Annotated in this window: 15 protein-coding genes; 11 read left to right on the forward strand and 4 right to left on the reverse strand. The window is 69.2% G+C overall.

Annotated features, from left to right (window positions below; translation table 11 throughout):
• Positions 1-30 precede the first annotated feature (30 nt).
• The gene (locus KEG57_RS07650; RefSeq protein WP_272417390.1) at positions 31-708 is read left to right on the forward strand and encodes a hypothetical protein; all 678 of its coding nucleotides are present in this window, start codon (positions 31-33) and stop codon (positions 706-708) included.
• Positions 709-714: 6 nt separating this feature from the next.
• Here the strand turns inward: KEG57_RS07650 and KEG57_RS07655 are convergent, their stop codons facing one another.
• Positions 715-1,521: a UPF0158 family protein gene (locus KEG57_RS07655; RefSeq protein ID WP_272417391.1), complete on the reverse strand. Its 807-nt coding sequence runs from the start codon at positions 1,519-1,521 to the stop codon at positions 715-717.
• A gap of 360 nt (positions 1,522-1,881) precedes the next feature.
• The gene (glpK, locus tag KEG57_RS07660; RefSeq protein WP_272417392.1) at positions 1,882-3,393 is read right to left on the reverse strand and encodes a glycerol kinase GlpK; all 1,512 of its coding nucleotides are present in this window, start codon (positions 3,391-3,393) and stop codon (positions 1,882-1,884) included.
• Positions 3,394-3,568: 175 nt separating this feature from the next.
• On the opposite strand from glpK, the gene KEG57_RS07665 reads away from it, so the two are divergent.
• The 3 genes from KEG57_RS07665 to KEG57_RS07675 are packed head-to-tail and all read left to right on the forward strand — an operon-like array spanning position 3,569 to position 7,546.
• Entirely contained in the window at positions 3,569-5,566 is a 1,998-nt protein-coding gene (locus tag KEG57_RS07665; protein WP_272417393.1) for an adenylate/guanylate cyclase domain-containing protein, read from the forward strand.
• Between the two features lie 12 nt (positions 5,567-5,578).
• Positions 5,579-6,526, forward strand: a complete 948-nt coding sequence (locus KEG57_RS07670; RefSeq protein WP_272417394.1) for an acetyl-CoA carboxylase carboxyltransferase subunit alpha — start codon at positions 5,579-5,581, stop codon at positions 6,524-6,526.
• 60 nt (positions 6,527-6,586) lie between these two features.
• Positions 6,587-7,546 (forward strand): Gfo/Idh/MocA family protein, encoded by a 960-nt coding sequence (locus tag KEG57_RS07675; protein ID WP_272417395.1) that lies wholly within the window; start codon positions 6,587-6,589, stop codon positions 7,544-7,546.
• On the opposite strand, the gene KEG57_RS07680 is transcribed toward KEG57_RS07675, so the two are convergent.
• Complete coding sequence (locus KEG57_RS07680; protein ID WP_272417396.1) at positions 7,512-8,660, reverse strand: metallophosphoesterase; 1,149 nt, start codon at positions 8,658-8,660, stop codon at positions 7,512-7,514. The genes KEG57_RS07675 and KEG57_RS07680 overlap by 35 nt on opposite strands.
• 91 nt (positions 8,661-8,751) lie before the next feature.
• Between KEG57_RS07680 and KEG57_RS07685 the strand changes: the two genes are divergently transcribed.
• From KEG57_RS07685 to KEG57_RS07695, 3 genes are all read left to right on the forward strand, one after another.
• A complete protein-coding gene (locus KEG57_RS07685) occupies positions 8,752-9,087 on the forward strand; it encodes a gamma-butyrobetaine hydroxylase family protein (RefSeq protein WP_272417397.1) in 336 nt (111 codons plus the stop codon).
• A complete protein-coding gene (yihA, locus tag KEG57_RS07690; RefSeq protein ID WP_272417398.1) occupies positions 9,084-9,833 on the forward strand; it encodes a ribosome biogenesis GTP-binding protein YihA/YsxC in 750 nt (249 codons plus the stop codon). Before KEG57_RS07685 ends, yihA begins: the two co-directional genes overlap by 4 nt.
• Positions 9,834-9,940: 107 nt before the next feature.
• Entirely contained in the window at positions 9,941-10,558 is a 618-nt protein-coding gene (locus KEG57_RS07695; RefSeq protein ID WP_272417399.1) for an RNA polymerase sigma factor, read from the forward strand.
• A 27-nt stretch (positions 10,559-10,585) separates the two neighbouring features.
• Here KEG57_RS07695 and KEG57_RS07700 read toward each other — a convergent pair whose 3' ends face one another.
• Positions 10,586-11,458, reverse strand: a complete 873-nt coding sequence (locus KEG57_RS07700) for a PAS domain S-box protein (protein WP_272417400.1) — start codon at positions 11,456-11,458, stop codon at positions 10,586-10,588.
• A 124-nt stretch (positions 11,459-11,582) separates the two neighbouring features.
• Here KEG57_RS07700 and KEG57_RS07705 point away from each other — a divergent pair, with 124 nt between their 5' ends.
• The 4 genes from KEG57_RS07705 to KEG57_RS07720 are packed head-to-tail and all read left to right on the forward strand — an operon-like array spanning position 11,583 to position 18,528.
• Positions 11,583-15,422 carry an NADH-quinone oxidoreductase subunit M gene (locus tag KEG57_RS07705; RefSeq protein WP_272417401.1) on the forward strand — a complete coding sequence of 1,280 codons (3,840 nt, stop codon included), beginning with the start codon at positions 11,583-11,585 and terminating at the stop codon, positions 15,420-15,422.
• Positions 15,423-15,425: 3 nt separating this feature from the next.
• Positions 15,426-17,006 carry a type I restriction-modification system subunit M gene (locus KEG57_RS07710; RefSeq protein ID WP_272417402.1) on the forward strand — a complete coding sequence of 527 codons (1,581 nt, stop codon included), beginning with the start codon at positions 15,426-15,428 and terminating at the stop codon, positions 17,004-17,006.
• Positions 16,999-17,685 (forward strand): restriction endonuclease subunit S, encoded by a 687-nt coding sequence (locus KEG57_RS07715; RefSeq protein WP_272417403.1) that lies wholly within the window; start codon positions 16,999-17,001, stop codon positions 17,683-17,685. Before KEG57_RS07710 ends, KEG57_RS07715 begins: the two co-directional genes overlap by 8 nt.
• Before the next feature lie 33 nt (positions 17,686-17,718).
• Positions 17,719-18,528: a hypothetical protein gene (locus KEG57_RS07720; RefSeq protein WP_272417404.1), complete on the forward strand. Its 810-nt coding sequence runs from the start codon at positions 17,719-17,721 to the stop codon at positions 18,526-18,528.
• The last annotated feature ends 426 nt before the right edge of the window (positions 18,529-18,954 follow it).

Genomic DNA, 18,954 nt, shown 5'->3' on the forward strand with positions numbered 1-18,954 from the left:
CGGCGCGCCCGCGGTATAGTTCGCGCCTCGATGCGTCCGGCCGTCCTGCTCGTCCTCGCCGCGCTCGCGTTCGCCGCGCCCGCCGGCGCCCAGACCGAGACGAAGCCCGCGCTGCTTGATCGTGTGGTCGTCCGCTGGCATGCGCCCGAGACGGGCGGTGTCACGCGTCCGCAGTTCGTTTACGAGCGCGAGCTCGCGTTCGAAGCGCGCCTCGAGGCCCTGGCCGATCCGGATCCGGATCCCGCTCCGTTCACGGATCGTCACGTACGCGCGGCGCTCGATCGCCATATCGCCGAGACGCTCCTCGCGAGCTTGCCCGTCCTGCCTGCGCCCGACGCGACCGAGATCGCGAGCCGCGCCGAGTCCGCGCGCGCGGTGCTCGAGCAACGCGTGAAGGGACGGGACAAGCTCATCGCCGCGGCGAAGGCTGAAGGGATCGGCTCGGACGAGATCGACGCGCTCCTGCGACGCCAGGCTCGCGCGAGCCTCTATCTCGACCGCATGGTCGCGCCGATGCTCGCGCCGAGCGACCCCGAGCTCCGCGCGCTCTTGCGCACGGGCACGACGCCGTTCACGGGTCGTCCGTACGAACAGGTTTCGGTCGCGCTCGGTCGGTGGGTCGTTTCGCAGCGGCTCGGCGAAGCGATCGCGAGTTACTTCCAGACCGCGCGCTCGCGCGTCACGGTCACGATCGTTCGCTCGCGCTAGCGCGCGTCAGGACGAAGCGGAGCGCACTTCGCCGCCGACGATCTCTTGCGAGGCGGGAGCGGGCTCTTCCTCGGTGTGCGCGTGGCTGCCCTCGTAATGATGGGCGAACGAGCGCGCGGCGCGACGTGCCTTCAAGAACTCCGCGAAGGCCGTGAGCGTGTCGAGGTCGCGCGGCCCGAGGGCGTCGGCGATGTCGCGAAGATTCTTTCGCAGCGTCTCGACGCTCTTGCCGCGGCGCAGCTCGCGCGGCGGTTCTTCGCGGATCTCGCGCGTGCTCGGGACGGGCGCGGCCGCGGCGGCGGTGTCCGCGGGCTGTCCTTCTGCGCGGGAAGGCGGCTGCTCGGGCACCCACACGGGGCGTGCGATCGGGTTCAGCGCGTGCGCGTTGAGCCACGCTTCCATGAAGATGCGGAGACGCTCGCTGCGGAACGAGAACCAGCGCTCGCGCTCCGGGCCGTAGCTCATCAGCACGTCCTTGAAGCGGCGGAAGGCGCCTTTTCCGTCGATCGCCTGCGTCAGCTTTCCCTGCAGCTCCGGGTCCTCCACCATCGGGATGAACCGCTCCATCCAGCGATACTGCTCGCGGGAGCTCACCGGATCGATGCGGAGGTAGTTCGCGTCGGCCGCGATGCGTGCGTGCATCTGCGGGTCCGCGACTCCGTCGACGACACGGAGGACATCACCTGTCACGAGGTGAAGGTAAGAGTGAACCTCGGGCGCGTTGTTCTCGAACGCGTCCTCCAGCGCCTCCCAATCGATCGGGATGTCCCGGTAGACCACCCCCGAGGTGGAAGGATTTTCAGGCTTCGGCATTTCCTCCTCATCGAGCGACACGACCCGACGTGTGGCGGGCCGGCCGGGCCTCTGCAGGGGAACCAAGTGAGAACGGGAGCTCTCCGTTGACATAGAATTTTACGCTCTGTGAGGTCGCTTTGGGGTGAACTCTCGCAACATAGTGCCTGTTCCCCAGGCCGGAAGCTCGGCCATCTCCGTGGGATGGGCCCCCCCAAGACCGGTTCGTCTCGGGCGTCGGGTGTGCCGGCTTGCCAAGCGTCCCACGTCTTGTTCCCAGAATACAGCGAGGTAGCAGGTTCGCGCCGGAAATGCTCGTCCAGCGAGCGGACGGGCGTGTCCGGCCGGAGTCCGTCTGTCCCGGGCGGCGGATCCAGGGCGTCAAGTGCGCGACGACCGGGTGCGGGCGATGGCGTCGGCCCAGCGGGCGAGATGGGCGTTTCGATCGGTGTCGGACATGCCGACCTCGAATGTCCGCTCGACCCGGGACATCCGGGCGGCGTCGCGCACGCCGTTGAAGAGGCCGGCGCCGACGCCGGCGAGCATGGCGGCGCCGCGGGCGGTCGATTCGAGCTCGATCGGGCGCTCGATCGTGATGGCCGCCGTGTCGGCCTGGTACTGCATGAGCAGGTCGTTGTTCGCGGCGCCGCCGTCGACGCGCATGCGGCCGAGGGGTTTGCCGAGGTCGTCGCACATGGCCCGGAGCAGGTCCGTCACTTCGAGCGCGATGCCTTCGAGCGTCGCGCGCGCGAGGTGCGCCTTCGTGGTGCCGCGCGTGATGCCGTGGATGATGCCGCGCGCGTCCGGATCCCAGTACGGCGCGCCGAGGCCGGAGAGCGCGGGCACGAACGTCACGCCTTCGCTCGACGGGACGCTCGCGGCGAGCGGCTCGATCTCGGCCGCGCTGCGGATGATGCCGAGCCCGTCGCGGAGCCACTGCACGGCCGCGCCCGCGATGAACGCGCTGCCTTCGAGCGCGAAGACGACTTCGCTTCCGACCTTCCAGCCCACGGTCGTGAGCAGCCCGAAGCGGCTCGCGATCGGCTGCGCGCCCGTGTTGACGAGCACGAAGGCGCCCGTGCCGTACGTGCATTTCGCGTCGCCCGTATCGAAGCACGCCTGGCCGAAGAGCGCGGCTTGTTGATCGCCCGCGATGCCCGTGATCGGCACGCCGTCGGGCAGGTGCGGGAAACCAAGCGTCTTCGCGATGAGCCCGGCCGAGTCGACGATCTTCGGCAGAACGCTGCGCGGGGCGCGGAAGAGCTCGAGCATCGCCGGGTCCCAGTCGAGCGTCGCGAGGCTCATGAGCAGCGTGCGCGAGGCGTTCGTCACGTCGGTCGCGTGCACGGGCGAGCCGCCCATCGCGCCGCCGGACAGGCGCCAGACGAGGTAGCTGTCGACCGTGCCGAACGCGAGCTCGCCGCGCTCGGCACGCTCGCGGGCGCCGTCGACGTTGTCGAGCAGCCACGTGAGCTTCGTGCCGCTGAAGTACGGATCGAGCACGAGGCCGGTCGTGCGTTTGACCGCGGGCTCGTGGCCGCCTTCGCGCAGCTTCGCGCACGCATCTGCGGTGCGCCGGTCTTGCCAGACGATCGCGCGGTGGATGGGCTTGTCGGTCGCGCGTTGCCAGACGAGCGTGGTCTCGCGCTGGTTCGTGATGCCGACGGCGGCGATGCGATCCCCTCTGACGCCGGCCGAGGCGAGCGCGGCCTCTACCGATTCGAGCACGCTTTGCCAGATGTCCTCGGGTTCGTGCTCGACGAGGCCGGGGCGCGGAAAGTGCTGGGGGAATTCGCGCGTCGCGCGTCCGCGGGTCGTCCCTGCCGTGTCGAGCACGAGCGAGGTCGTCCCGGTCGTCCCTTGATCGATCGCGAGCAGAAGGTCGGCGGCCATGGTTTCGGGCCTAGCCTGGCGGCCGCGCCGGGGGAAGGACGATCGGCGCGTCGAACCCCTCGCTTAATGTCACGAGAAGGAATACACTTCTGCCCGTACCGGTTCGGCGGCCGTCTGCATTCGTGTGGGCAGGGCCTCCCGTGGTTCTCGGAATGCAAGCGCAACGGCTCACCTGATGGCTCGACTGATCCTGCAGACCGCCGAAGGGCAGCAGGCCATCGAGCTGCGGCCCGTGAACTCGTTGGGGCGCCACCCCAACAACTCGATCCAGCTGCTCGACAAGATCGTCTCCAAGGAGCACTGCATCATCGAGCTCCGCGGGACGCAGTTTTACCTGCGTGATCTGGGCAGCCTGAACGGGACGTTCATCAACAACGAGCGGGTCCGCGGCGAGGCTCCCCTGAAGCACGGCGACGAGATCGCCCTCGGATCGACGCGCGGCCGCTTCGACGACACGCCCGTCGCAGGCGTGGCCGCTGGTCCGCCGCCCGTTCCGGCTCCGCCGCCGCAGCCGCAAGCGTGGGCCGCGACGCCCGGGCCCGCGCCCGTCGCGCCTTCGCCCCTTGCGCAGTCGGCGCACGTCCTGCCTGCCGTGCCCGCCGTCCCCGCGAACCGGCCGCCGCCCGGTGCGTTCGCGCCGCCGCCGATGCCACCGCGCCCTCCGCCGCCGCAAGCTGGGCACGCGCAGCCGCATCCGGGTGTTGCGCCGCGACCGCAGGGGCCTGGGCTGCCGGCGCCAAACCCGGCGCTCGGCATCCCGAACGCGAACCCCAACATGACGATGATGGGGAAGGGCTCGGGCGCGCACACGTTCATCACGGGCCCGCACTCGTACGTCGCGCAGGGCACGCGCATCGACCTGAACGATCAAGCGCGCCAGATCGGCACGCAGATCGCCGCGGTGGAGAAGGGGTTCTTGCCCTTCGACCGCCTCGCGAACGATCACAACCAGCTCCGCGCCGACTACGAGCGTCTGCGCCTCTCGCACGAGCTCGCGCGCGACATCGCCTCCGAGCGCGACACGTCGAAGCTGCTCGACAAGGTCCTCGCGAGCATCATCAAGTTCATCAAGGCCGACCGCGGCGTCATCTTCCTCCGCGACGACCAGAACGGCGAGCTCATGCCGCGCGCCTCGCAGCGCCGCGACGGCACCACGGCGCCGATCAGCGTCTCGTCGACGATCCTGAACCACGTGGTCAAGGAGCGCGCGGCCGTCCTCACGCACGACGCGGCCATGGACTTCGCCGCCTCCAAGGGCAAGAGCATGATCCTGAACCGGATCAGCTCGGCCATCGTCGTGCCGCTCGTCGCGCCGAACAACACGCAGGACGTGCTCGGCGTGCTCTGGCTCGACTCGGAGACGCTCGCGCAGTTCCAGCCGAAGGACCTCGAGCTCGTGGTGGCCGTGGCCCACCAGGCCTCGATGTTCATCGAGATCAACATCCTCGGAAAGAAGATCGAGAACGAGATCATCGCCCGCGAGCGCTTCTCGCGGCTGCTCTCGCCGAACATCGCCGAGCGCGTGATGAGCGGCCAGCTCGAGGTGCGCCTCGGCGGTCAGCGCGTCGAGGAGTGCACGGTCTTCAACAGCGACATCCGCGGCTTCACCGCGATGAGCGAGAACACCCCGCCCGAAGAGCTCGTCGACATGCTGAACGAGTACTTCGAGCTCATGGTGGACACGATCTTCAAGTACGAGGGCACGCTCGACAAATTCATGGGCGACGGGATCATGGCCATCTGGGGCGCGCCCGTGATCCACCCCGACGACGCGATCCGCAGCGTGCAATGCGCGCTGGAGATGGGCGAGGTGCTCGGCGACTTCAACCGAAGGCGCCTGCAGCGCGACCTCGCGCCGCTCGCGATCGGCATCGGCATCCATACGGGCCCGCTCGTCGCGGGCTACATCGGGAGCTCGAAAGCGCTCTCGTACACCGTCATCGGCGACACGGCGAACACGTCGGCGCGGCTCTGCTCGGTCGCGCTGGCGGGGCAGATCGTGGTCAGCGAGATGACGCACGACAGGCTCGCGGGGCGCTTCGAAACGGAGGAGCTCCCGTCGGCCAAGGTGAAGGGCAAGGAGAAGCCGCTGCGCGTGTTCAACGTGATCCGCGCGGCGACGTCGGTGCAGGTCCCCGCGAACATCGTCGCGGAACCGACGATCTCGGAGTGACCACGGGCTGCCATGTTCGTGCTGCCGTTCGAGAAGCCGATCGCAGACCTCGTCGAGAAGGTGAGGGCGTTGCGCGCGCTCGCCGCCTCCGATCGCAGGTTCGAACCCGAGCTCCAGCGCCTCGAAGAGAAGACCTCGCGCCTCGCGCGCGAGATCTTCGCGGACCTCACGCCGATCCAGAAGGTCCAGCTCTCGCGCCACGCGAACCGGCCCTACACGCTCGACTACGTGAAGCGGCTGTTCACCGGATGGGTTGAGCTCAAAGGAGATCGGCGCTTCGCCGACGATCAGGCGATCGTCGCGGGGCTCGCGACGTACCACGGCCGCAGCGTCGTCGTGGTCGGTCAGCAGAAGGGGCGCGGCACGAAGGAGAACGTGAAGCGCAACTTCGGCATGCCCAACCCCGAGGGCTACCGGAAGGCGATTCGCATGTACGAGCTCGCCGACAAGTTCGGCCTGCCCGTGCTCACGTTCATCGACACGCCCGGCGCGTATCCCGGCATCGGCGCCGAGGAGCGCGGGCAGAGCGAGGCCATCGGCGCGGCGCTCGCGGCCATGGCGAGGGCGCGCGTGCCGATCGTCGCGACGATCATCGGCGAAGGTGGGTCGGGCGGCGCGCTCGCGCTCGGCGTGGCGAATCGCGTGATCATGATGGAGTTCGGTTGCTACTCGGTCATCACGCCCGAGGGGTGCGCGGCGATCCTGTGGAACGACGGCGCGCGCGCGGATGAGGCCGCGGCGCAGCTCAAGATCACGGCGCCGGAGCTGCTCCAGCTCGGCGTGGTCGACATCGTCGTGGAGGAGCCGACGGGTGGTGCGCATCAAGACCACGACGAGGCTGCGCGGATGCTCGACCTGACCTTGTGGCAGACGCTCACCTCGCTCGACGGTCTCTCGGGCGACGAGCTCGTCGACGATCGGTACCGTCGCTTCCGCGCGCTCGGGTCTTTCCTCGCCTGACCTTTCCCGGACAGCGGGCCGGCGCTATACGCGGCGGATGCGTTTCGATTGGGAGCGGCCGTGACCGTACCCGTCGCTCTCGTCGGCTGCGGCGCGTGGGGCGAGAACCTGCTCCGGGTGCTCTGCGAGAGCCCGCGGGCCGAGCTCGTCGCGGTCGCCGACACGAGCGCGGCGCGGCGTGAGGTCGCGCGCGTGAAGGCGCCCTCCGCGGCGATCGTCGAGAGCCTGGAGGAGGCGATCGGGCTCGGCGCGCGTGCCGTGGTGATCGCCACGCCGCCGCGCTCGCATGCGTCGCTCGTGCTGACGGCGCTCGATGCGGGGCTCGACGTGCTCGTCGAGAAGCCGCTCGCGGTCTCGGCGGCGGATGCGGAGCGATGCACGCTTCGCGCGGCGTCGCTCGGTCGCGTGGCGATGGTGGGGCACCTTTTGCGGTATCACCCGGCGGTCGAGCGGCTCGTCGCGATGGTGCACGACGGCGCGCTCGGCACGGTCCGACACTTCGCGGCGTCGCGGCTCTCCATTCGTGGGGATCGATCGGTGCCGGCGCTCTGGTCGCTCGGGCCGCACGATCTCTCGATCGTGCATGCGATCGAGCCGCTCCGGATCGAGGCGCTCGAGGTTACGAGCGGTCCGGAGGGGGATCCGGTCGTGCTCGGCTTGCGGCTCGCGACCGGGTTTGCCGCGCGGATCGAGCTTTCCCGCGTGCATGCGACGAAGGAGCGGCGGATCGTGGTCGTGGGCTCATCCGCCGTGGCGATGCTCGACGACGTGCGCGCGCCGGATCGCATTTTTCTCTCCCGTCCACCTTTGCGGAGTGACGGACTCTTCGAGGGGCCGACCGAGGAGATCCGCGTCCCGTGGCGCGAGCCGATGGCCGTGGAGATCGATCACTTCCTGCATTGCGTGGAGGAGCGCCGCGCGCCGCGCACGCCGTTCGAGGAGGGCGCGGTCGTCGTGCGTGCGCTCGGGCAGGCGGAGCGGGTGCTCAGGCCGGCCTCGCTTCGAGCCGAAGGATCGTGATCTCCGGCGCTGCGCCGAGGCGCACCGGCGGCCCCGTCGTGCCGAGCCCCGGGCTCACGTAAAGCCACGCGTCGCCCTCGCGGTACAGGTCCGCGTGATAGCGATACACGCGGGCGGACAGATTGTACCGCCTCGTAAGAAACGGCACGCCGACCTGTCCCCAGTGCGTGTGGCCCGACAGCACGAGCGACGCGCCCCGTGCGGATAGATCCGGGAAGAGCTGCGGATCGTGGGCCAGCACGACGAGCGGCGCGCCGTGATCGTGGCCGTCGAGCGCGCGGCGCACGTTCGCGCGGCGTGACCAGGTGTCGTCGACGCCTGCGATCGTGAGGCGCTCGCCGCCGCGCTCGATGGCCGTGCGTTCGTTCCGCAAGACGCCGATGCCGGCCTCGCGCAGCTTCCCCACGAGCGCCTCGCCGTCGCCGAAGTAGTCGTGGTTGCCCATCACGGCGATCACCCCGTCGCGGCTCTTCATCGAGCGCGCGAGATCGGCGATCTCGCCGTGGAACGCGTTGCCGCTCGTCACGTAATCGCCCGTGAGCGCGACGAGGTCGACATCGAGCGCGCGCACGGTCTCCGCCCAGCGATCGGCGTGCTCGCGTGGGCAGAGCGCGCCGATGTGCAGGTCCGACAGGTGCGCGATGCGGTAGCCGTCGAAGGCGGCCGGCAGACCGCGGATGGGCACGTCGATCGTGCGCACGCGGACCCAGCGACGCCGCACGAACACGCCCCAGCCGGCGAGCGCGAGCCCGACCGCGTACGCCACGATCGCGAGCGAGCCCGACGTCGGCACGAGCGTCGCCGGCACGACGAAGCTCGCGAGCATCGCGAGGGCGAGGCCGACGAGCCAGAGCGGCAGCGCGGCGACGAGCGCGCACCAGTGCGCGTAATACGGCTCCTCGACGAGCAGCCGCTGCAGGCGTGGGACCGGACGATCGGCCGACGCGAGCTTGATCCGTCCGCGAAACGCATAAGCGGAGAGCGCGCAGAGCGCGAGCGCGACGAACCACGGCGCGGGGACGCCGAGACGCACGAAGATCGCGTGGACCGCCACGGCGAACGTCACGTGCAGCGCGATCGTCACGGCAAAGAGGACGGTCCAGAACCTTCGCATCACCCTCGGGGTCGGCAGGAAAATGGCTGCTTTACGTCGACCGAAGCTTCATGCTAGCGCGCGGGTCCCAAGATCACAGGGAGCAGGCACGATGAGCGATCCGAGGATCGAACCCACGATGGTCAAAGCACCGCATGGCGCGCGGACCATGGAGATCGAGTGGGCCGACGGGCACAAGAGCGTGCTTCCGCACGAGATCCTGCGCGGATACTGCCCTTGCGCGGTCTGCCAGGGGCACGGCGGCACCATCCATTTCGTGCCCGGCGGCGACCTCAGCCTTCGCGAGATCCAGCAGGTCGGCAACTACGCCCTGCAGTTCACCTGGGGCGACCAGCACGACACGGGCATCTACTCGTTCCGCTACCTCCGCTCGCTTTGCCAGTGCGACGCGTGCAAACCGACGTTCAGCCCAGGATCGGTTCCGTGAACGAAAAAACCAAGCCCACGAAGAAGAAGCCGGCCGCGGGGCCGAAGCCGGCGAGCGCGCCGCCGGAAGGCAAAAAGAAGGCGCTCGATCCCAAGCAGATCGTGCATGCGCAGTTCCTCGCCGCGGCCGCGCCGGGCTCGTCGCTCCCGGCCCCGACGATGGCCGAGATCGCCTTCGCAGGTCGATCGAACGTCGGCAAGTCGAGCCTCATCAACACGCTCGTCGAGCGCAAGGGCCTCGTGCGCACGGGTGCGACGCCTGGCGTCACGCGGCAGATCAACCTCTTCGAGGCGCGCGCCAGGGACGGCGCGATGTTTCACCTCATCGACCTGCCCGGCTACGGCTACGCCAAACGATCGAAGGCCGAACGGACGGCGTGGGGGGACCTCATCGAGGGGTACCTGAAGGGCCGCATTACGCTCGCGGCCCTGGTCATCCTGGTCGACGTGCGTCGCGGCCTGGAGGAGGACGACCTCGAGCTCATCCAGTTCGTGGAGGAGGCACGGGACGTCCAGCGCCGGCCGGTGGAGATCGTCATCGTCGCCACGAAGGTCGACAAGATCGGGCGTTCGGCGAGCCGCAGCGCGACGGCGGCGATGGCGAAGAGCACCGGGCGCAAGGTGATCAATTTCTCCTCGGTCACGGGCGAGGGCCGCGCCGAGCTGTGGGCGCTCTTGCGCAAGGTCACGCTCGGCACGCCCGAGGCGACGTCCATCCCGAAGAACGCGGAGCCGGAGCCTTCTTGACGGCGTGCCCATCCTTGGGACGCATGCCCAGAAGCACGGGAGCGTACGGCGATGCGCACCGTAAATCGGTTGACGTTCGGCCAGTGTGCACCTTTCGTTAGGTGGCCATGACGGCGGGTGGGCGCCAGAGCCGGGCGGAGCGGGACGCGCTGGACGCGCGTGCCATGCGCCGCATCTGTGATGGGGACGACGACGCCATCGCGGAGATCTACGATCGCCACGCGAGCGTCGCGTACGGCCTCGCGCTCAAGATCGTGCGGGATGCGCTCGAGGCCGAGGACGTCGTGCACGACGCGTTCGTCGCGATCGTCGAGCGCGCCGATCAGTACCGCGCCGAGCGAGGCACGGTGGTCGCGTGGCTCGTCACCACGGTGCGAAACCTGGCCCTCGATCGCGCGCGGCGACGCACGCGCAGGGCGCAGATCACGGACGAGGAGCTCCGGCACGAGCCGATCGAGCCGGTGATCGATCCCGAGTCGACCTCGGTGCTCGATCTCGAACGTCGCGCGGTGCGCGCCGCGCTCGTCGGTTTGCCCGCGGCGCAACGCGCGACCTTGGAGACGGCGTTTTTCGAAGGGCTCAGTTATCCCGAGATCGCCGAGCGTGACGGCGTGCCGCTCGGCACCGTGAAGTCCCGCGCGGCGCGCGCCCTCTCGGCGCTGCGCGTGGCCCTCGAAGGGCCGCTCGACATGCAAGGCGTGGGAACCAGCGGCGAGGACGAGTGATCCCGCCGGCCTCGCGCCGTTGCTTCGTCAGCGCCGCCTCTGCGCCCCCAGCGCGAACGTGATCCCCCGGGCCAGCGTGCTCAGCGTCCGCATCTCGCCCACGTCGAGCTCGACCATCTTGCGCGCCACCTCGGCCCGCACGCCCGTCAGGAGCACCTCCGCGCCGAGCAGCCGTGCTCCGCGCACCGCCTCGCAGAGCAGCTCCAGCACCGCGTGATCCACGGCGCGCAGACCCGTGAGATCGATGATCGCGAACCGTGCCGCGCGGGACGACACCGCGGCGAGCAGCGCGTCGACGATCCTCCCGGCGCGCCGTTTGTCCACCGAGCCGATGAGCGGCATCACGAGCACGCCCTCGGCGACGGGCAGGAGTGGCGTTTCGAGCTCTTCGAGCATCGACTCCTGCGCGCGGATGATCTCCTCCTGCATCCGCGCCCGCTCCGACTCGGCGAGCTTGCGCATCGTCACGTCGCGGTCCACGCCGCGATATCCGCAGTAGGTGCCGGCCTCGTCGAAGAGCGGCACCCCGCTCGTCTCCAGCACCACGTGCCGGCCGTCCTTGTGCCGGTTCACGTTTTCGAGGTCCTTGAACGGCGCGCGCGCCGCGAGGATCGGGCGGAGGAGGGCGCCCACGCGGGCGGCCTCTTCGGGCGGCATGAAGTCGAGCGGCGTCTTTCCGAGCGCCTCCTCCGGCTCGTAGCCCAGGAAATCGCGGATTCGCTGGCTCACGAACGTGTAGACCCCGTTCGTGTCGACCTCCCAGATCCAGTCGTTCGTCACCTCGACCAGCATGGCCAGGCGGCGCTGGTCCTCGCGTAGCCGCCGGTTTTCCTCACGCAGCCTGGTTATTTCCCCCGCCGTCTCGTCGACCAAGAATGCGACGCCGGTGTCCGTCGACATCCGCTGATGCTGACACGCCCGCCCGCTCCTCGCCTCGACGGCGCCCTGCTCTTGCCCGCTCGATTGCGGGGCCCGACGAACGGGGCTGGCGCCTTCCGAGGCGCGCGACATTCTCCGGACAGCCATGCCCGCGTATGCCGGTCCGCTCACGCCCGTCGAGGCGCCCCTCGTGCCGCTCGGCCTCGTGCCGCTCGTGCCTCTCTTCGCCGCGATCGTCGTGGCCCTCTTCGGCGCGCGGATGGGACGACGCCGGGCGACGCACCTCGGCCTCGGCGCGACGCTGCTCGCGCTCGCGCTCGCCCTCGTCGACACGGCGCGCCTCGCCTCGCTCGATCCTGCGCGCCGCGCGTTCTTCGACGTGTCTTTCCGCCTCGTGCGTATCGGCTCGCTCGACGCGAATGCCTCGTTCGTCCTCGACCCGCTCGGCGCGGGTTTTCTCCTCGTCGCGCTCCTCGTCGTCGCGATCACGCACGTCTCCGCGCGCAAGCTCATCGAAGACGATCGCGCGGCGATTCGTTTCGCCGCCACAGCGTCCCTCTTTGCGTCCGGCCTCTCGCTCGTCGCGCTCGCGGCCGATGCGATCGTGTGGCTCTTCGGCTGGGCTGCCGTCGTCCTCGCGACGGGCCTCTTCATCGTGGGAGGCAAGGCCTCGCAGGCCTCCGCATCCGCGGGCATGCGCGCGGGCGTCGTCGCGAGCCTCGGCGGCGCCGCGATCGTCTCTGGCCTCGTCTTCCTCTTCTGGGGCCTTGGCGGCGCGTGGCTCGACGAGGGCCATTTCCTCGCGGATTTCCGCGCGCGGTTCGTCCCCGTGTATGCCGAGGGTCGCATCCCCGCCGAAGAGATGCTCGCCGAGGACGTCGAGCGTCCGCGTGGCGAGCGCGACGTGAAGATCATCGCCGAGCGCGCGGAGAAGCGCGGAACCCTCACGTTCACGAGCCACCCGGGCGCGCGTGTGTACCTTGGCGTCTCGGATCGCGCGCAGCTCGCGCAGAACCCTGCGCCCTTCGCGGTTGCGCCCTTCGTGCGCCGGGACATCGCCGCGGGCACGTATTCGGTCGTCATCGTGCCGGGCGGCGGCGCCACGGTCACGGGAGATGGCCTGGAGGCCGCCTGGATCGAGGGCCTCGTCGTCCCCGAGGGCGAAGACGTTCGAATCGCGCCGCTCGGCCCCACGGTCGCGTTTCGTGAGATCCACGATCAGCTCGTGATCCGTGACGCGGAGGGACGGCAGTCCGTGGCTCGTGCGCTCGCCGGAAAGCTCGGCGCTGGATCGATCGGCCTCGTCACGCTCGCGTGCCTCCTGCTCTTCTTCGGCGCGGCCGCGACGAGCGCGACCTTTCCCTTCTCCGGCTGGCTCCCGAGCGCCGCGTCGTCTCTCTCTCCGCCTGTGCTCGCGCTCGTGCTCGGCCTCGCGCTCGCGCCAGGACCGCTCCTCCTCGTTCGATTCTCCGACCTCTTCACGCTGAGCCCCACGGCCTCGAGTGTCGTCACCGTCTTCGGCGTGGTCTCGACCGCGCTCGCGGCGCTTCGTGCCGCGCTCGAACACAGGCACCCGCATCGTTTCGTCTTCGTAACGATTGCCGCCGTCGGCCTCGCCTTCATCGCGATCGGCCTCGACGAGCCTGCCTTCGCCGTTGTCCTCGTCTCGCTCCACGCGCTCGTGCGCGCGGCGACCTGCCTGCGAACACCCGAGCAACGCGAGAAACGACCCGCGAAAAACCTCTCCTTCCCCGGTGCGCGCGCCCTCCTCGACGGCCCCGGCGCAAAACTCGGCGAGGCCCTCTTCGAAGCAGCCAACACGATCGCGCGTGCCGCCTCGAAGCTCGTCTCCACGATCGACGACCTCGTCCTCGGCCTCCCGGCGCGCCTCTTCGAGCGCCTCTTCTCCCTCTTCGCCGCGCTCGTCATCCTCGGCCTCGCGGCTCCCGCCTTCGCCGACGAACCTGCGGGCCGTGCCGCCCTTCGCCCCGAGTTCGGCGGCGATCACGTCGAGCTCTCCCTCTCGCCCGACGGCGAGCACATGACCGGCGCGTTTTTCATTCGCAACGAAGGCCCCGGCCCGCTCGAGCTCTCGCGCGTCGACGCCCGCACCTCCGCCACGGATCCGCTCCTCCCGCCCGGCATCACCGTCACCGTCGAAGGCTCCCGCGCGGTCACCCGCATCCCGCCCGGCCAGGAGCGACGCGTCACCATCCGATGGCGCTACGAGGCCGCCCGCGCCCGCGAGCTCTACGGCCAGGTCCTCGTCGAATCGAACAGCCTGAGCGACGGCGGCGAACCCGGCCGCCCCCTCGCCATCGCCATCCACGCGGAACGACCGCTCGGCCTCGGCTTCCTCGGCAAGAACCCGCTCTCCATTGTCGTCTTCTTCCCGCTCCTCGGCACGCTCCTCGCGCTCCTCCTCCGCGTCACGCGACGTGATCACCCGCGCGTCCTCGCCACGACGAGCGCCCTCGTCCACGGCTCGCTCCTCGTCTTCGTCGCCTGGCTCTGCGTTCGCTTCGACCGCGCCTTCAGCCGCGCCGACGGCAACGACGGCTTCCAGTTCCTCGAACGTGCCCGCCTCCTCCCATCGCTCGGCGTCGAATACTTCCTCGGCGTCGACGGCATCTCGCTCGCGCTCGTCGCGGCGGCCGTCCTCCTCGCATTCGTCGCCTCGATCGCGAGTGCCACCTTGCGCGACCGCGCGGCCACCTACCACGCCCTCGCGGGCCTCTTCCTCACGGCCTCGCTCGGCGTCCTTGTCTCGCTCGACCTCTTCTTGTTCTGCGCCTTTTTTCTCCTCGGCGTCCTCCCCACGAGCCTGCTCGTCGCGCTTCGCGGCGGCCCGGGCCCGCGCCGTGCCGCCGCGCGTGTCCTCGTCTCCTCCCTGATTGGCGCCGCGCTCCTCTGCGCCGCCTCCTGGTTCCTCTGGCAAAACGCCGACCCGACGTACCTCGCGACGGGTGAATCCGTCCGCCGCGCGGCCGCGATCCCCGAGCTCGCGCGTGTCGCGTGGGTCGAAAAGGGTCTTACCGTTGGTGGCTATTCCGCCGTGAAGGTCCTCTGGACGGCGCTTTTCGTCGCCTTTGCGCTTCGCATGTCCGCATTCCCGTTCCCGGGGTATCTCGCGGACCTGCATGCCGAGGCCGACGCGCCGACGAGCGTGCTCCTCTCCGGCGCGCTCCTCTCGACCGGGGTGTATGGCATTCTGCGGCTCAACGTGGGCGTCTTGCCGGATGGCATGCGCTGGGCCGCGCTGACGATCTCGATTCTCGGCGCGGCGGGGATCCTCGTCTCCGCGCTCGCGGCGATCGCGCAGAACGACCTGAAACGGTTTTTGGCGCGGATTGCCGGTGCACACGGCGGGATTGCGCTTCTCGGGATTGGATCACTCACGCCGCAAGGATTCGAGGCGAGCGTGGTGGTGGCGGCGACGCACGGCGTGATCGTTGGCCTGCTCTTCGTGCTCGTCTCGGTCCTGGAATCGCGGGTGCAGACGCGGGACCTCGGGCGATTCGGTGGCCTCGCGCGGGAAATGCCGCTGTTCTCGACGCTGTTTGGTCTCGGCATGCTCGCGTCGCTCGGACTGCCGCTGCTCGCGGGCTTCTGGGGACCCCTGCTCGCGCTGTGGGGGGCGTTCGCGCGGGAGCGGGTGATTGGTGTCTTCGGAGCGATCGGAATCGTGGCCCTCGCGGCGGTGCACATCTTCGCGATGGGGCACCTCCTGTTTGGCGAGGCCCGCGAAGAATGGCAGACGAGCAAGTACCTGGAGCCGTTCGGCGGCAAGTTCCCCGCGCTGAACGGCCGTGAGCTCGTGGCGGCGCTACCGCTGGCGATTGGGCTCGTGGTGCTCGGCGTGGCGCCGCGGCCGCTGCTCGGAATGGTGGACCAGGCGTGCCTTTCGCTGCACAGGCTCGTGGATCGACCCGGGCCCTTGCAGATTGCGGCGGCCGAGCAGGACCGCGAAATCGTCCGAGCCTGACCGATGACCTCCCGGACGGCGAAAACGAGCGCGTCGAAACAGGCTACCGACGGCGGAGGCGTAGGCGATTACGAGGCGACCCTCTGGGCAGCGGCCGATAAGCTACGGAGCAGCCTCGATGCCGCCGAGTACAAGCACGTCGTCCTCGGGCTGATCTTCCTCAAATACATCTCCGACGCCTTCGAGGAAACACACGCCGCCCTCGCCGCGGCCGGCGCCGATCCCGAGGACCCGGCCACCTATCGCGCCGAAAACGTCTTCTGGGTCCCGCGGGAAGCGCGCTGGTCGTACCTCACGGGCCACGCCGCCGAGCCCGGCGTCGGCAAGCGCATCGACGCGGCCATGCTCGCCATCGAACGGGAAAACCCCGCGCTCGCAGGCGTCTTGCCCAAGGACTACGCCCGCCCCGCGCTCGACACGCCGCGCCTCGGCGAACTGGTAAAACTCTTCGGCGACCTCGGCTTCAAGGACAAGGCGAGGCGCGGGCGTGACGTCCTCGGCGATGTGTACATGTACTTCCTCGGCCATTTCGCCGCGGCCGAGGGAAAACGCGGCGGCCAGTTCTACACGCCGAAATGCATCGTCGAGCTACTCGTGGAGATGCTGGCCCCGTACAAGGGCCGCGTCTTCGACCCGTGCTGCGGCTCGGGCGGCATGTTCGTGCATAGCGAGAAGTTCGTCGAGGAACACGGCGGGCGTATCGGCGACATTCGTGTCTACGGCCAGGAGTCGAACCCGACGACGTGGCGCCTCGCGAAGATGAACCTCGCCATCCGGCAGATCGACGGCGACCTCGGCCGCGAATGGGCCGATAGCTTCCAGCGCGACCTGCACGAGGGCCTGCTCTGCGATTACATCCTCGCGAACCCGCCGTTCAACGACTCGGACTGGGGCGGCGCGCGCCTGCGCGACGACGCGCGTTTCCCGTTCGGCATGCCGCCCGCGGGCAATGCGAACTTCGCCTGGGTGCAGCATTTCCTGCACCACCTCGCGCCGACGGGGATCGCCGGGTTCGTGCTCGCGAACGGCAGCATGTCGTCGCAACAATCGGGGGAGGGGGAGATCCGGAAGAAGCTCGTCGAGGCGGACCTCGTCGATTGTATGGTCGCGCTGCCGGGCCAGCTCTTCGACTCGACGCAGATCCCCGTGTGCTTGTGGATCCTTGCGCGCGACAAGAAAAACGGGATCGGCGAGCAGGGCAAACGGCTGAAGGACCGCGGCGGAAACGTCCTCTTCATCGACGCGCGGACGATGGGGACGATGAACGACCGCGTGAAACGCGTGCTCACCGCGGAAGACATCAAGAGAATCGCCGACACCTACCACGCCTGGCGCGGCGAGCGTGAGCCCACGGCGTATGCCGACGTGCCCGGGTTTGCTCGTTCCGCGACGCTCGCCGATGTTCGCGCGCACAAGTACGTTCTCGTCCCGGGTCGATACGTGGGATTCGAGAGCCGCCCCGAGGCGTCCTGGGATCATGGCGCCTTGCAGGCGGAGCTCGCCGAGATCCTCGCGCGATTCCAGGAGATCGATCGGGCCTCGAATGCGGCCTTGCGTGTCCTCGAGGAGCTCCTCCGTGGCTGAGCCGTATCTGATCTGCCCGAAGAGCTGGCGCCGGAGCACGCTGGAGCCGGACGGCGAATTGATCCTGCGCGTCGACAGCGGCGGCACGCCGAGCACGTCGGTCGACGAATACTGGGACGGTGACCTCCCCTGGCTCACCCCGAAGGAAATCACGAGCCTGCAAGATGGCCTCTTCGTCTCGCGCACGGAGCGCTCGATCACGCAGCTCGGCCTGGAAGACTCCTCGGCGAAGTTGTTACCGCCGGGAACCGTGATGCTGACGAAGCGCGCGCCCGTCGGCGCCGTCGCGGTGAACGCCGTCCCGATGGCCACGAACCAGGGGTTTTTGAATTTTCGTTGCGGCCCCGCATTACGACCGCTCTACCTGGCCTATTGGTTACGCGCGAACCGGCCCTACCTCGACAAGGTGGCGAACGGCTCGACGTACCCGGAGCTGTACCAGAGCGATCTCTTCGAATTCGAGCTCGCCGTACCCCCGCTTCCCGTCCAGGATCGAATCATCGAGGTCCTGAGCGCCTTGCAATTCGCGGCGCTCCTCGGCCTCCCGCTCGAACAATCCGTCACGCGCCCCGAGGCGATGGTCGCGCTCCAAGCGCAAAACCGAAGGCTCTCGAGCATCCGCGACGCGCTCCTGCCTTTGCTGCTCTCGGGCGCGCTCGACGTATCCAAGAAAGCGTGACGATCACGCGCCCCATGGCCTTATTCTGAGGTCATGAAGCCGCATCTTCTTTTCTTCCTTCCCCTGCTCCTCACCGTCCCCGCCTGCAGCCCCGCCATCGCGCCACGCACGGGCGACACCACGCCGGCCGGCAAGTTCGGCTGGTCCGTCCACGGCACGCTCTGGAATTTCGGCTGGGGCCACTTCGAGGGCGGCGCCGGCGAGGACGAATCCGTCTCCACCGGCGGCGCGGACATCTACCCCGAGACGGAGACGTTCCCCTGGTTCTGGAGCGCCGGGTTCAGCGTGTACGACGTCGGCCTTCGTTATGGCGTCACGCGCTGGTTCGAGCTCGGCGCCTCCCTCGGCTTCCAGCGCCTCGGCGGCGAGGCGCGCTTCGCATTGCTCGACGAGGACAACCGGGACCCGGTTTCCCTCGCGTTCGGCGCCGGCGGGTATTACTCGGCGATCGGCAATGGCCCCTGGGGCCGCGCCGGCTTCGATCTGAGCATGCGCCTGGGCAGCGTGGCGCCGCTCTTCAACCTCTACGTGAGCCACGGGGCGGCGTACAACACGGCCTACCGCGATTTACCGGGCGACGACGATTGTCCCGAGGAAGCTCCGTGGCAGCCCTGCGGCCAGCTCGTCGGGGTGTTCTCGAACGAGACACGATTGACGGCGGCTCTGGGGGTGGCGTTTTCGCTGGGCAAGGAGGGAGAGCAGCAGGTGTTGAGCTTCGGGCTCGTGCCGCACGTGGTGCTGCATTCGTACGGTCAGGAGCGAGCGCTGGGGGGCAGGGCCGAGGATCTACGTCACGATGCGGGATTGCATATCGTGCTTGGAGGGCAGGGGCCGGGGTGGTGAGCGATCAGCGCGACGCTGCGGCCTTCGATTCGAGATCGGTTGGTTCGCGTCGCGGCGGCGGTAGCCCTGCTGTGACGTATGTGCTCAGGCGTCCAGCCGGAACGCGAGGAGCGATGATCGAGCCGAGTCGTGCTCCGCCGGGAGGCGGTGACTGAAGTGCGGGCACTCGAGGCTTCGCCGGTGGTGGCCCGGAGAGGTCGGGGTCCGAGACAGGGGAGTGGTAGCAGAGGAGGTCCAAGGAGGATGGCGGCGAGGTGTCGGGGATCCTCTTCGGATGTACGCCCTGATCTCCTGCGCCGACCTCTCTCTCCTGCGGCCGCCGCCTCCTCGGGGGGAGGCGACGCCCTGTCACGTCTGCCTCCCTGGCCCTGGTGGGCCGTGTGGAGCATCGAGATCTCGACCCTGCTTGAGGAAGCTGTCGAACCC

It is taken from the genome of Polyangium jinanense (genome assembly GCF_028435365.1).